Consider the following 14,956-nt stretch of genomic DNA (forward strand, 5'->3'; position numbering starts at 1 on the left):
TCATTACCCAGTATGGCTAATTTTTATTCAAGTCCAAAAGCACTCGCCCCTAAATCGGCACTGCTTACGATATTTCTAAACCCTGTAAATAATTCACGACCCGTACCAAATGTTGCACTTGGTTGGCTAAGTTCTAGTTCACGTTTTGCAAGTTCTTCATCGCTAACATGTACTTTCAAAATTCCGTTTGGCGCATCAAGCGTCACTAAGTCACCTTCTCGAATTTTAGCTATAATACCGCCCTCAACAGCCTCTGGCGCTAAGTGAATAGCTGCAGGTACTTTACCAGATGCACCCGACATACGGCCGTCAGTAACAATGGCGACTTTAAAGCCTTCATCTTGAAGCGTTGCCATTACTGGCGTTAGCTTATGTAGCTCTGGCATGCCTTTCGCTTTAGGGCCTTGCTCTTTTAGCACAGCAATAAAGTCTTGGTTTAATTCGCCACGCGTGTATGCATCTTGCAGAGCACTTTGTGAGCTAAATACTTTCGCAGGAGCAGTAACAATCTGATGTTCTTCAGCAACCGCTGACACTTTGATAACAGCTTTACCTAAGTTACCCGTTAGAAGTTGCAGACCACCTTGCTTACTAAATGGGTTGCTCACTGGGCGAAGTACTTCTTCATCGTGTGAGTTTGCTGGGCAATCTACCCATTTAACTTTAGTTGGGCCGGTTGAGTTACTCATGATCAAGCTATCGTCTTTATCTAAACGAGGCTCTGTCATGTAAGGTGCTAAACCATCGCCTAGCATTGTTTTAACGTCTGTGTGTAAGTAACCAGCGCTTGCTAGCTCTCGCATTAAGAAACCCATACCGCCAGCTGCTTGGAAGTGGTTTACATCAGCTGAGCCGTTAGGATAAATACGTGTAAGCAGTGGTACAACTTCTGATAAATCAGACATATCTTTCCACGTAACCTGAATGCCGGCAGCTTTTGCTATCGCAACAATATGGATTGCATGGTTAGTAGAGCCACCTGTAGAAAGCAGGCCCACTAAACCGTTTATAATCGTTTTTTCACTGATCACATCGGCTAAACACGGACTTTCTTTATCATCGGTAAGCTGCTTAAGCATGGTTTCTACAGCATTACCAGTAAGGCCATCGCGAAGCTCAGTGTAAGGATTAATAAATGAACTACCTGGAAGGTGTAAGCCCATTATTTCCATTAACATTTGGTTTGAGTTTGCAGTACCGTAGAACGTACACGTACCTGCGCTGTGATAAGACGCACTTTCAGCTTCGAGTAAGTCTTCGCGACTCACTAAACCTTGTGCAAACTTTTGGCGAATACGTGCTTTTTCTTTGTTAGGAATACCTGATTGCATTGGACCTGCTGGTAAAAAGAACACAGGTAAATGACCAAACGACAATGCACCAATTAATAAACCAGGAACAATTTTGTCACAAACGCCTAAACAAAAAACGCCATCAAACACATCGTGCGAAAGCGATATTGCTGTAGACATAGCGATTACGTCACGAGAAAATAACGAAAGCTCCATGCCGTCACGCCCTTGCGTAACACCATCACACATTGCAGGAACGCCACCAGCAACTTGAGCTGTAGCATCGTATTTTGTTGCAATGTCTTTAATTAAATCTGGGTAGTCTTTGTATGGCACATGAGCCGATAACATATCATTATATGAGTTAATAATAGCAAGATTTGGCTGCTCATCAGCCTTTAAGCGGGCTTTGTCATCACTGCTACATGCAGCCATAACATGCGCAATATTACCGCAACCTAATCCAGCACGAACTCTTGTTTGTTTTTTTGCGTGCGAAATACGATCTAAATAGGCTTGACGGGTATTTTTACTGCGTTCGATAACGCGCTGGGTAACTTCTTGAATACGAGGGTGCAACATAATTTAACTCATCTCTATTAGTTAGAGGATAAAGGCTCAGTAGCAATTACAGACTCCACGTAAATAACTGTACTGAGCATCTTTGATTTACCCGTTCAAAGGTACGCTACCAGGGAGCCTCTCACAACAACCCTGACACCGGTGTCACTGTATTAACGCATGACCATGACACCGGTGTCAACCCTGAGTAATAAAAATAAACTAACTTTTTAACATGACCGATTAATGAACATTATAATTTTTAGGTATAAGCGGCTTTTTAGCAAGTTTATAAAAATAAAAAAGCCCAAATATGCGTCACTCATATTCGGGCTACTGTGAAAAAATTTAGACTATTTTTTAACTTGAGCTGTTGATTCACGTGTGATCAAACGAGATTCAAGAATTACCTGAAATGGCTCATCTTGAGGCTGTGCTATATGAGAAATAAGTTGAGTAACAGCCTGCTTAGTCATTTCCTCAACAGGTTGTGCAATTGTTGTTAATCCTGGCCAAATATGGCGTGCAATCGGTGCATTATCAAACCCTGCTATTGAAATATCATCAGGCACTCTTAATTGACGCTGAGTTGCTAATTTAAGTACTGCTGCAGCCATGTAATCGTTTGAAGCAAATACAGCTGTTGGCCTTGGTGACAAATCTAAAATACTACGCGCGCTATCCACACCAGAGTGATAACTAAAGTTACCCTCCTCTACTAGGCGTTCGTTAAATTCTATACCATGGCTGGCAAGCGAACGTCTATAACCTTTAAATCGTTGTTGCGTAGCACTATGATCTGGATGCCCCTTGATAAAAGCAATTGACTTATGACCAAGGCTTATCAAATGTTCTGTTACTTCAAATGCACCTTGCTCATCATTACTGCGCACAGAGATTGAATCATCTTCTAATATTGCTGATGCCACTCTGGCATAAGGAATTTTTTTTGATTTTAAAAAATTAACCAACTCAGCAAAATCACCAAATGGTGGCGTCAGAACAATTCCATCTAACCGTGATGTTTGTAATAATTGCTCAATATTGTTGATAAGAGCTTCACCTCTAAATTCACAAGGGTGAATTAAAAGGTTGTAATTATTCTCTTGGCAAGCAGCTAGCGCACCTGTTTGCACTCGCGTAATGTAACTTTTACTTGGGTTATCGTAGAGGCAACCAATGATAAAACTGCGATTTTGAGCAAGCCCACGTGCTATTGGATTTGGGGTATAATCAAGCTCTTTGAATACTGCAAGCACCTTTTCACGCGTAGCCACACTAACATTAGGTTCGTTATTTAAAACGCGTGATACCGTTTTTTTAGAAACACCAGCATGGCTTGCTACGCTGTTGATTGTTACTTTTTTCATCACTCTATTTTCCAAATGCAAACAAGGAAACGACCTTATTTACTGTTGTGCAAACATGCTGCGGCACCAATTAACGGGATGTTATCTTGCGTTACAAGCGTTACGGGAATTTGCCCTGTATATTGCGACATAATACCCTTTTGCGAAAAACGTTCAACAAAACGACTTTCAAGTAAACGAGATTGCATGCGAGGCAAAATACCACCACCAATAAACAAACCACCTAATGCGCCATAAGCCAATGCTAAATCACCTGCCACGCTGCCTATCCAATCACAAAATTGATTGAGAGTTGCATCGCACACTTCACACTCACCACTATTAGCTAAGCTACTAATTTGCGCCGCATCAAGATTTTTTGCAGTAACACCTTTAACTGCAGCCATTGCTTTGTATAAATGTGTAATGCCTGGACCAGAAAATACGGTTTCTACAGATACATGCTGATGCTCTTTTCTGAGTTCTGTAATTAGTGCGGTATCTAATTCGTTAACCGCCGCAAGCGATATATGGCCACCTTCAGAACTTAATACTGACGTAGAGTGAGCTGTTCTTACCAAACACGCAGCACCAAAGCCAGTACCGGGGCCCATTACACCAATATTTGCATTTTCATCAGCTTGTCCTGATTTCACAGTCACATTTTGCAGAGGATCTAAATAAGGCGACGCATACGCAAAAGCAGCAAAATCGTTAATAACATCTAATTTTTCTAAATTAAAATGTTGTTTAAATTCGTTAACACTAAAATGCCAGCCTAAATTAGTTAAATGCACTTGCCCTGCTTTTATAGGGCCTGCAACTGCTAAACATGCGCGTTTAGGTTTAATATGTGAGATGGTTGATAAGTAACGCTCTAATGCATTTTCAAGCGAACCAAAATCAGCACTAGGAAATGTGTTGTTATGCTCTATAATAAATTGGTTTTTTGCCTCGTCAAAAGCTGTAATTAGAGCAAAACGAGCATTGGTGCCGCCGACATCAGCAACTAGGATAGGATCAAATTTGGTAGAAGCGTGTAAGCTCATGGTGTTATCTCTTTTGTTTAAGCGATTAATGCTTATTATTCTACAACGGTAAACCATTGGTATTTATTTACTTTAGGCTATCACCCTAAAGCAGCTATCACAGTAAAAATGCTGCCTATAAGAATATAGACAGCCAATACGTTTTGACAACAAAATGATAAAACGCCCACATTATGACACCGGTGTCATGGTCAAATCAATAAATAAATCCCTTTAACCATAAAAAGCTTGAAAAAATCCATTAATAAACGAGAATGGCACAATTATTTATTACTTTAATTAAGTTGTAACAATGAAAGGTAAAGCTACTTCATTCGACATTGCCCACTATGCTGGAGTGTCTCAATCAACCGTTTCTCGTGCTTTACGTAATAGCCCTCTGGTTAATGAAGAAACACGCAAACGTGTTCATGATGTAGCCAAACAACTTAACTACAAAGTAGATAAAAATGCCAGTAATCTTCGCACGCAACAAAGTAGTACACTCGCGTTGTTATTATTTGAAGACCCAACCTCAGATGACTCACAAATTAATCCATTTTTTTTGGCTATGCTAGGTAGCATAACTCGCGCGTGCGCTAAAGAAGGCTATGACTTATTAGTTTCATTTCAATCTGCTAGTGCTGATTGGCAAGCTGACTACGAAGATAGCCACAGAGCTGATGGCATCATTTTATTAGGTTATGGTGATTACATCGACTTTCAACCAAAGTTTAAAAGCCTACTTGAACAAAATACTAAATTTGTATGTTGGGGAGCAACGGTTGATAACCGCCCTGATCTAACCGTATGCTGTGATAACTATGGTGGAGGTAAGCAAGCTGCAGCCCATTTTATTGCACATAATCGTAGCGATTGTGCGTTTATAGGTGATGCTTCAGATCATAGTCCAGAATTTTTTGCACGCTTTCAAGGCTTCAAAGATGAGCTACTTGCTAATAAGGTAACAATAAACGAAAGAAAGATGGCCAACGCTATATCTACAGAAGAATCTGGATATCACGCCACCCGCTCCCTTATTGCTAATAATATAAAGTTTAACGCCTTATTCGCTGCAAGCGATTTAATCGCCATTGGCGCAATACGAGCGCTTAAAGAAGCAAATATCAAGGTACCTAAAGACGTAGCTGTTGTCGGTTTTGATAACATTGCTATTGCGAGCTATGTAAACCCACCACTTACGACCATAGAGCAAAATACGACGGTTGCAGGACAAATGCTAGTTGAAAATTTATTAAAACTCATACGCGGGGAAGAAGTGCAAAGCACTTTATTACCGCCGCTGTTAATTGCCAGAGGCTCAAGTTAATTTAATTGTAAACTTTAGGGCTCATTTTTTACAAATAACTTATTAAATAACATTTCACATTGTTTAAGCCCATCAACCGTTAATACGATAGATTTAGCTTTACCAATAGGGTTACAGATTAAACCTTTTTCAAACAACCGGTTGGTTACTTCCCAATCAACTTGCTTCCAAGCTCGATTGTGCTCATGTAATGTGAGATACATCAACGCTAATGCAGCTTCATCTATTTTATTTTCATCAATATTCATTACTAACTCCCAATCATTAGAACTCTTGAATTCAAGTTTTAAATTATTTACCTATCCAATAAAACCTTTGTAGCGAGGCTTTATTCATTAAACCCTTTTATTTTTATAACCAGGACGTGCAGTTCTGCTTTTTCATCACTTCGTCTATCTGCTACTGGTTTAGCTTCATTCTTGAACCAGAGAATGAAGAAGATAAAATAATTGAGCAATATAATTGCCACTGAAACCATTATTTCTAATTCAAACTCTGTGATAATAAGTAACCAGAGTTTTTAAGTAATCGACTTTTTAGTTCTTTGCTGTAAGTACGGCTTACTTTCATAGATTTGTCATTTTTTAAAATAGCGTTGTACTCACTATTTCGCAGAGGTTCTAAACGCTTTACATGCTTCAGATTTACGATAGCTGATTTATGTATGCGTACAAAATCGGCTGGGAGTGTATCTTTTTCGAGACTTTTCATTCGAGCGCGCATCACAAATGTTTCTTGTTGAGTATGTACACACATATAATCACCTGCTGCATCTATACATAAAATATCGTTGTAAGGTACAAGTTGTATAGGGTTTCGACCATCTTGTATAATTAAGTTATTAGCCTCAACTAACGTTTCAATTTTTGTTGAGTTGGTGAGTTTTGGTTGCTGCGCGTTTAAATAACTTTCGCGCATTTCAAGTAATTGCTGCTTGTTAACCACACTGCTTAAACGTTCACTTGCGCGCTCAATAGCTTCACCTAAGCGCTGCAATTTAACCGGCTTGAGCAAATAATCTACCGCCTTAACTTCAAAAGCTTGCACTGCATGCTGATGAAAAGCTGTAACAAAAATAACAGCAGGGCAATAATTCCCAATAAAGTATTTAACTAACTCAAAGCCTGATTTTTCAGGCATTTCTATATCTAAAAAAATAAGGTTTGGTTGGGTTTTATTTATAATACTTACGGCGTCATCTACACTATTAGCATGGCCAATAACATCTATTTGAGGAAAGCTTTCAAGCCTTATCATCAACCCTTCTATAGCACTGTACTCATCATCAACTATCAGTGTTTTTAGCTGCATGCATATTCTCCTGTGTACGCTCAAGTGGAATTGCCATATTAACCCACGCTCCGCCCAGTTCGTTGTTACCTGTTTTAAATTTATTATTTTGAGGATAAATTAAGCTTAATCGTTGTTCACAATTTTTTAAGCCTATTCCTCTTTGAGAATTAGTATTTGTGTTAAAACCTTTGCCTGTATCTAAAACAGAAATAGACAACGTATTATTCTTTTGCTCTATTCTTAGCGTTATTGTTATGTTTTGAGCTTGATCCATTCCATGCTTTAAAGCGTTTTCAACTAAAGGCTGAATAAGCATAGAAGGAATTAAAAAGTCATCGCAGTGAGACTCGGTAATAATGTTTACATTCAGCTTATTACCAAAACGGCATTGCTCTATATCAAGATAGGTATTTAATATTTGTACTTCTTCGTGCACTGTTATTTTAGCAAGCGGATCGGTGTACAAACTATACCGTAATAAATCGCATAGTTTTTCAAGCATATCAACTGCATGCATATTATCTTTTTTTAGTATTAACGTACAAATTGCGTTAATGCTATTAAACATAAAATGAGGATTTAACTGATAACGCAGCATTTTAAGCTGTGCTTCGTTTGCTAAGTTAAGAGCAACAGCAGCTTTTTGTTTTTGCGCTTGGTTATCAAGGTAAGATGTAATACCAAAATAAGCCCCCGTCCATGTTGCTAACATAGTAAGTGACGCCGTACTCCAGGTGCCAAAGTCAAACCAACTCATCGCTGACCACCAATGGCCATAAAACCACTGCAAAGCAGCCCATTTAAAAGCGGTCCACACTATACTTGCAATCAACAGCGCTGAAACATGCAGTGGAATACTTATGTTTGCCGATTTTGTTCTTGCGAACAAATAACACTTCCTTAAACCAAGCGTTATGAAAAGCCCGCATAAGGTGTCGAGTACCAAATGCGGAATATGAATTTGCCAAGGCTCGTTACTAGGTAGCTTTATCATTATTTCAGTTAAAAGCGCATAAATCCCCCAACCACTCAACTGAAAAGCCCAAAATAAATAACGCCGAGATTCTAATTTCACATCTATCCTAATAAAATGAAAACAGGTATTAAACCCGATTAAAGTTTATAAATCATTACAGCCTATAATAAGGCTATTACTCTGTGTCGCTTTCACTAACGCAACATTCGCAATTGCTAAATTGAGTGGATGCTGAGCATTAATACTAAGTATTTCAGTGACTTCGTTCATCTTTGTTTGAGCTGCACTACATCCCAACTTTATAGCGACAGTTTGCCAGCCTTTATTTTTTAACTGGGTAAGTTGAGTCATTAGACTTATTTTAGTCAAACATACTTGTTCCCCACACATTGCGCGAAGCTCAACAACATCCGATTGCACATCATCAACGCGTATATCAAATTGTATGAACTGTTTATCAACGTCTTTAAACTCTGTCGTTGCTTGTTCAAAACGTAAACTCACTATGGCAATCTCTTGTGTATTATTCCAAACAAACTGTCTGCCATCTTCTTGATACGCTAAGTTAACCGATTGCATAGAAATACTTTTGCCGTCGGCGCTCATGGCTGATGAGCTTTTAGTCATCATGTTGGTTTGAGTTTGGTCTGATAACGCCCAGCGAACGTTAGGTGCTAAGTTTCTAACAAAAAATGAGGTGCCTTGGCTGTCACTTTCATTAGCTTTTGGACTGGTTTTTTCTGATAGTTTTTTTACACTTTTAGGTTCTTTATAACTAAGTCCATAACCATAAGCAAATAAAGGATCGTAGTTTTTATCGCCTTTATTGAGAATAAATTGGTCGTCAAATTTTGGCCACGAAAAACTTAATTTACCTGTAAAGTCGTATTTAACAGCATCGTTTTTATCTAAAAGTAAAACGTCAGCAACACCTTGCCCTTGTGAGCCCGGTAACCATGCGGCTACAAACGCATCCGACGCATTTATCTCTTTATTTACCCAAAGCGGACGACCGCTTATAAATACACTCACTACCGGAATGTTTTGTGCTTGCAGCGATTTTAATAAAACGAGATCTTTTTTATTATCTTGCTGATATTCAAGCCCTTGTATGTCGCCAAACCACTCGGCGTAAGGCTCTTCGCCAAACACGACTATTGCTATATCGGGTTTTTGCTTAAATTGTGCATTTTGCGATAATTCAATTTCACCACCAGCGGCAAGTACTTGTTCTTTTAAACCATCAAAAATAGACACTGCATTTGGAAAATCTGCATTGGTATTATCCGTTCCTTGCCATGATACGCTCCAACCACCCGCTTGTTTGGCAATATTATGTGCGCCATTACCTGTCACTAATATTTTGCTACGCGGAGATATTGGTAACACATTTTGATTATTTTTTAGTGTATTGTTTTTCAATAATACTAAAGACTTTCTAACCGCCTCACGTGCCAAAGCTTTATGCTCTGGGGCATTTAACCAGTCTGTATTTTTAGATTCTGCACGACTCGATGGCTTATCCTTGATAAATAATCCCCAACGCACTTTTGCGCGAAGAAAACGCCTAACCGCGTCATTTATTCGCTCAAGCTTTATATCGCCTTGCTTAACTTGCTTAACTGTATTGTGATAAAATGCCTCATAGTGTTCTGGCACCATCATTACATCGACACCGGCATTAAATGCACCGGCACATTGTTCAAGATCGCATCCTTTTACAAATTTATGCGCATTCCAATCACTTACAACAAATCCATCAAACCCCATTTTTTTCTTCAGTACAGTCGTTAATAAATATTTACTGCCGTGAACTCGTCTTGAATTCCAACTATTAAACGAGGCCATGACTGATTGCACACCTGATTCAATCGCCGAAAAATAACCCGCCGCGTGAATGTCTCTCAGTGTTTTTTCATCAATCACAGTATTTCCTCTATCTATACCGTTTTCGGTGCCGCCATCACCCACAAAGTGTTTTGCCGTAGCAATACGATGATAACCATTTAAAAAATCGTCGTTTATATCACCTTGTAAACCTGACACCATAGCACTTGCGTAACGTTTAACTATATCAGGGTCTTCTGAATAACTTTCGTAAGTACGTCCCCACCTATCATCTCTTACTACAGCAACTGTGGGTGCAAAACTCCATTCAATACCGGTTACTGAAACTTCTTTTGCTGTTGCTTTGCCAATTTTTTTTATTAATTCTGCATCGTTAGCTGCACCTAAACCAATATTGTGAGGAAATAACGTTGCACCATATACATTACTATGGCCATGCATAGCATCTGTGCCCCAAATGGTGGGTATTGTACTTTGGTCTTGCGAGCTATCAATTGAGGCTAAATACATTTCATCAGCAAAGCGTAACCACGTTTTTGAATCTGCGGTTTTATTGCCGTATGGTGCTGAATTACCTCCATTTAAATATGAGCCAAAGCCATACTTTCGCATTTTTTCAACGCTGAGATAGCTTATTTCTGGTTGAATTAATTGCGCTACTTTTTGCTCAATACTCATTGTCGCCATAAGCTCATCAATTTGGTGCTCAACCGATAGATTAGGCTTTAATTGCGTATTAACCATTGGCCAATCTACTGATTCTGTAGCCATTACGCTAACGCTTAAAGTACATACGCTTAACAAAGCAGGAAAAGTATTTCGCCAAAAACGACGATTAATAGTAAGCATTTAGGGATCCTTAGAGTTTTTATAACTTGATTTTTAATGCTGTTAGCCATTCGTGCTAACATTATTACGAAAAACGCTTCCTTGCGATTTTATGTAATTAACCTGAACCCTGGTTAAGAGATTTGCTAACATATTGAATCATGGTGATATTTAAATTTATTCTCTCTAACCAGCGATTTTCAGTGAAACAAGGCGAATTTACACGTCAATAGCTGGCCTACTGCAAGTAAATTTAACGCAGTTAGCGCTGAAAATAGCTGCTCAAGATAGGTTTATTATCCAGAGTTCAGGTTAATTAGCCGTAATAAAATAACGAACCACACAACGTTTAATGTAGTGATCAATTAAACAAAGTACTGTAGAACGACAAAGTGAGCTTAATTAGTTAGCCGTGTACTGAATGAAGTCATAGTATGCCCAAGCAGAGCTTTGATAATACTGACCTGGAAAATAATAAGCTTGCTCTGAGTTATCACCATGCCAGTGATTAATCATCAACTTGGTGTTATCAACCGGCCATGCATAAGCAGGAATTTCGTTATTTGTTAAATTGCCATCACCATTGTCTTTATACATAACGCGAATTGTTTGCTCTATACCTTGGCTATTATAAATAAACCAGCGTATTTGATTTACACTCCACTCAAATCCTATTTCTACTAACTCATTTTGAATGTTTACTCCAAACTGTGCTAAATCAATATCTTCTTCCCAACTTTGATATACCCCGCCATTTGGCTGATAAATAATATTGGTATGAACAACATTGCCAAGTGAAGGTAAAAATTCAATATCAATTTCTTGCCAAGCCCGTCCTGGCTCATCAAACCATGAGGTATAGGTAAAAATAGATGATACAGTCCCTGGGGTATTCCCTGTTTTTAATGCTCCTTGTACTTTGCCATAGGTTATCGTATTTGTACTTTGTAGCTCAGCACATTTGTTGTTATCAACTACCAGTGTTATGCCATGTGAGCTTGGTGAGATTAGACCTGGTTCAAATGTACAGCCAAATGGGCTGCCATTATCGCCTGATCTGGGTGTCCATATTGATGAATCAAAACCCCATGTAAAATTATCTTTAAAACTATTAGCTAGTACATCAGGTACTAACAACGCACTTAGTAAAATGAATACGACTATTTTTTTATACATATTTAATGATCTCTATTAAGATTTAAATGCACGTCAAATACTGTAATTACACAACCGCTTAAAGCACAGGACGTACGTTTTAATACTATATTTAACACTATAGGTTAAAAGTTAAACCCTACTTTTGCACCATAGTACCTAGGCATACCAAAACTGCCTTTAGCAAAGCCTTTAGAGGTACTGTTCCAATGCTGAACAGTTTCGTCACTGGCGTTACTAATGAACGCTTCTGCAAACCATTTTTGGCTTTGCGGTTCATATTTTAAAGAGGCATTAAACATTGCAAAGCTATCACGGGAGTCATCTATATAACGCGTGGCTTCATCAGAGATGGCAAACTCCATATCATCGAGGTGTTTATCAACGTTCCAAACTGTTGAATATGATTTATCTTTCCAACTTACATTAAACCAGCTGTGTATAAACCCGTATTCACCAAAATCAAAACTATGCGTGTAACTTAAATTAGCGGTAAATTTAGGCGTCATCGCCAAGTCATTGCCTTTTAAATTAGTTTGTAACAAAGGATTTTCAGGATTGAGTGAGTCCTCATAAGAAATATCAAATAAATACTCAGCATCGTAATCCCACTTTGTAAACCAGTCGTCTGTTACTTGAGCCTCTGTCCAGGTTACATATCCCGTAATTCGACCATTTGGGTATGGCTTCCAATCAAATTCGAGCTCAATTCCTTTAATAGTAGAACCAGGTACATTTTGTGTGTAATACGCTATAACAGGCTGATTTATGTAATCTAATACAGGGTTTCCAGAGACATCCAAAATAGGCCTACCATCATTATCCTCGACAGCAGAAAGACGCTCAACGTTACCAATAGAACCAACAGATGCATACTGCATGTCTGTGTAATCTGTGTAGAAAAATGCAGCTTGTAGATTTAACGAGTTATCAAAAAAGCTCGATTTAGCGCCTATTTCCCATGTTAATACTTCTTCTGGATCAAATTGCGTTTCGAATCGATTTACTTCAGAGGTTCTATCGTTTACTACTTCAAACACATCGCCAATACCACCGGCTTTAAAGCCGCTTGCTAAATAAGTATAAAGCATTGTATCGGGGCTCAAGTCGTAATCTAAACCCACTCTAAAGTCATGGTGCGTCCAACTGCCTTTGTTGTCATTTTCAAAAAATGATGCGTAAATAGTAGGATCTTCAAAGTAATCTGCTGGCAAGTTATTTAAATCAGTACGATTAAACCAACCCGGCGCGCAGCCATCTGCATTTGAGCAACGATAAGAGCGCCCGCCTTTATCTTCTTTTGTTTCATCACTAAAGCGATATCCCAGTGTGGCGTGCAGTTTGGGGTTTATTTTATACGTAGCTTGTGCAAAAAATGCGAATGCATCGGTTGATCTATCAGGTTGATCCCAAAATACTTTATCGTCCATTGGATTATCGTAATACCCGAGCGTTGTGGTTTTTTCGTGAAAATAGTTAACGCCCGCAATCCAAGTAAGGTCAGACATATCCGATGATTGTAGTTGTAGCTCTGTAGAATAAGATTTAGCGCCAGTACCGTCTAAAAAATAAGTTGCACCATCCCAAACATCTAAACCCGCTTCGCTATCTTGCTTTGAAGAGCGCTCCATGTCTTCAAAGCCCACTAACCACACTAAATCAAGATCGTCTGTTAATGCATAATTAAGGGTATTACGTAAATACGTTATATCTAATTTAAGTTCACCGGGTACATTCACAACCGCTTGATATGTATTATCTGAAGGTAAAAAGTTTGAACAATCGCCACCGTACTCTGTTGGGCGACCTCGTAATTTATCGCAGTTTACCAAATCAACATTATTACCACTGTCGTTAACATATTTTTGAAATACGGTATGGTTGGTGAAATTACCATCTAAAGGCGACCATAACGTACTTACTCTAAATGAATACTCATTAGCACTATTATAAAAATCTGATTTGTCAGCTTCTGTTAACGCGCGAACTTGCTGCGACTCTGGGTTGGTACCAGCTGCATCTATCCACCAATTCTCTCGTTGAGTAAGTGTACTGCCAATGTTTTGATATGAATCTTGTGAAATAACGTCTGTATTTAGTACTGCATCACTTAATCTGCGAGTATCGTATTGGTTAGGATCGTAATAACCTTCCAAATAAGAATCACGTTTTAACCCTTTAGCTGCAATACGGACCGCAAAATCGTCGCTAACTGAAAAGTTATAAAAACCTTCCGCACTGCGTGTATTATATTTGCCCGCTTCTAACGTTACACTACCATAATCATCAGTAAAATCAGGTTTTGCAGAAATAACATTAATGCTACCAACGGTCGAATTTCTGCCAAACAGCGTACCTTGTGGTCCACGTAGTGCTTCAATACGCTCAACATCGTACATTAATGCTAAAGCACCTTGCATTCTTGGTGAATAAATTCCATCTAAATGCACGCCAACAGCAGGGTCGCCAAGTTCAGTAATATTGGTAGAGCGCACGCCTCGCATAGATATAACTGGTGCTGATTGATCTGTTGCCGTTGATATATCAAGCCCAGGTACAAGATTTGCTATATCCCTTATATTATTAACACCACTTTGTTTTAATTGTGCCGATGTTAACGCTGTAATTGCGACGGGTGTTTCCATTAACCTTGTTTTACGCTTAGTCGCCGTTACCGATATAACTTCTAATGCAGTGTCATTTTTTTTAACCTCGTTACTATTGCTTTGATCTGCTAAAGACTCTTGAGCAATACTAGGCAACGAACAAGCAAGTGCGATTGCCAAAGTTATTGTGTTTATTTTTTGCACGGGTATCACCTTTCAATTTGTGTGGGTTGTCAGAGGCATGTAAAACAGCTTTATTTACTACCTGTTAACAGGTTACAAATTAGTTACACCCATTGACTACCCTAATACGGTAAAGCGAAGCACTGGCAATACAACCCGAGTAAATTACACGTAAATAAAAATTAAGTTGTCATATTTATCATTATTAAATAACCTGAACTTTGGATAATAACTGCTTGAAATAAATAAGTTTAACTATCATTGTGGTTCAATATGTTCATAAATCTCTTAACCAGAATTCAGGTTAAATAGATATAAATTAACTAGAGCCTATTTACCTTTCGAGGTTAAATTTACAGCAGTATGTCTGATTTTAGGCAAATTGGCGCTTATGGGTCGAGGTTATTCACCATAGGCGATGTAAGTCATTATATTAGCGCAGGAGCCGTTACCAGCTCCATTAGGTTACACTCCTTACGCCTCGGTTAAGCCGCATTTAGATAAAAC

At 38.7% G+C, this 14,956-nt stretch carries 10 protein-coding genes; 1 reads left to right on the top strand and 9 read right to left on the bottom strand.

Annotated features, from left to right (window positions below; all coding sequences use genetic code 11):
- Positions 1–23: 23 nt before the first annotated feature.
- The 3 genes from edd to glk form a co-directional block, all read right to left on the bottom strand.
- Positions 24–1,874, bottom strand: a complete 1,851-nt coding sequence (gene edd, locus DO88_RS09690; protein WP_033039301.1) for a phosphogluconate dehydratase — start codon at positions 1,872–1,874, stop codon at positions 24–26.
- Between the two features lie 332 nt (positions 1,875–2,206).
- Entirely contained in the window at positions 2,207–3,223 is a 1,017-nt protein-coding gene (locus DO88_RS09685) for a LacI family DNA-binding transcriptional regulator (RefSeq protein ID WP_007375362.1), read from the bottom strand.
- 35 nt (positions 3,224–3,258) lie between these two features.
- Complete coding sequence (gene glk, locus DO88_RS09680) at positions 3,259–4,251, bottom strand: glucokinase (protein WP_007375363.1); 993 nt, start codon at positions 4,249–4,251, stop codon at positions 3,259–3,261.
- Between the two features lie 292 nt (positions 4,252–4,543).
- Between glk and DO88_RS09675 the strand changes: the two genes are divergently transcribed.
- The gene (locus DO88_RS09675) at positions 4,544–5,560 is read left to right on the top strand and encodes a LacI family DNA-binding transcriptional regulator (protein ID WP_007375364.1); all 1,017 of its coding nucleotides are present in this window, start codon (positions 4,544–4,546) and stop codon (positions 5,558–5,560) included.
- 14 nt (positions 5,561–5,574) lie between these two features.
- Here DO88_RS09675 and DO88_RS09670 read toward each other — a convergent pair whose 3' ends face one another.
- From DO88_RS09670 to DO88_RS09645, 6 genes are all read right to left on the bottom strand, one after another.
- On the bottom strand, positions 5,575–5,808 hold the full coding sequence (locus DO88_RS09670; protein WP_008134061.1) for a DUF6429 family protein: 234 nt from the start codon (positions 5,806–5,808) through the stop codon (positions 5,575–5,577).
- Positions 5,809–6,043: 235 nt separating this feature from the next.
- On the bottom strand, positions 6,044–6,871 hold the full coding sequence (locus tag DO88_RS09665) for a LytR/AlgR family response regulator transcription factor (protein ID WP_033039304.1): 828 nt from the start codon (positions 6,869–6,871) through the stop codon (positions 6,044–6,046).
- A complete protein-coding gene (locus DO88_RS09660; protein WP_033039307.1) occupies positions 6,846–7,928 on the bottom strand; it encodes a sensor histidine kinase in 1,083 nt (360 codons plus the stop codon). Before DO88_RS09660 ends, DO88_RS09665 begins: the two co-directional genes overlap by 26 nt.
- Positions 7,929–7,973: 45 nt before the next feature.
- The gene (locus DO88_RS09655; protein WP_033039309.1) at positions 7,974–10,526 is read right to left on the bottom strand and encodes a glycoside hydrolase family 3 protein; all 2,553 of its coding nucleotides are present in this window, start codon (positions 10,524–10,526) and stop codon (positions 7,974–7,976) included.
- A 381-nt stretch (positions 10,527–10,907) separates the two neighbouring features.
- Positions 10,908–11,681 carry a family 16 glycosylhydrolase gene (locus DO88_RS09650; protein ID WP_033039310.1) on the bottom strand — a complete coding sequence of 258 codons (774 nt, stop codon included), beginning with the start codon at positions 11,679–11,681 and terminating at the stop codon, positions 10,908–10,910.
- A gap of 104 nt (positions 11,682–11,785) precedes the next feature.
- Positions 11,786–14,470: a TonB-dependent receptor gene (locus DO88_RS09645; RefSeq protein ID WP_033039313.1), complete on the bottom strand. Its 2,685-nt coding sequence runs from the start codon at positions 14,468–14,470 to the stop codon at positions 11,786–11,788.
- Between the last annotated feature and the right edge of the window lie 486 nt (positions 14,471–14,956).

The organism is Pseudoalteromonas sp. S3431, from assembly GCF_000690035.1.
Lineage (GTDB): Bacteria > Pseudomonadota > Gammaproteobacteria > Enterobacterales > Alteromonadaceae > Pseudoalteromonas > Pseudoalteromonas fuliginea.

Excerpts from the sequence above, each read along its gene's own strand:
- DO88_RS09685 (WP_007375362.1), bottom strand. The coding sequence starts at position 3,223 with ATGAAAAAAGTAACAATCAACAGCGTAGCAAGCCATGCTGGTGTTTCT.
- DO88_RS09670 (WP_008134061.1), bottom strand. The coding sequence starts at position 5,808 with ATGAATATTGATGAAAATAAAATAGATGAAGCTGCATTAGCGTTGATG.
- glk (WP_007375363.1), bottom strand. The coding sequence starts at position 4,251 with ATGAGCTTACACGCTTCTACCAAATTTGATCCTATCCTAGTTGCTGAT.
- DO88_RS09650 (WP_033039310.1), bottom strand. The coding sequence starts at position 11,681 with ATGTATAAAAAAATAGTCGTATTCATTTTACTAAGTGCGTTGTTAGTA.
- DO88_RS09655 (WP_033039309.1), bottom strand. The coding sequence starts at position 10,526 with ATGCTTACTATTAATCGTCGTTTTTGGCGAAATACTTTTCCTGCTTTG.
- DO88_RS09665 (WP_033039304.1), bottom strand. The coding sequence starts at position 6,871 with ATGCAGCTAAAAACACTGATAGTTGATGATGAGTACAGTGCTATAGAA.
- DO88_RS09675 (WP_007375364.1), top strand. The coding sequence starts at position 4,544 with ATGAAAGGTAAAGCTACTTCATTCGACATTGCCCACTATGCTGGAGTG.
- edd (WP_033039301.1), bottom strand. The coding sequence starts at position 1,874 with ATGTTGCACCCTCGTATTCAAGAAGTTACCCAGCGCGTTATCGAACGC.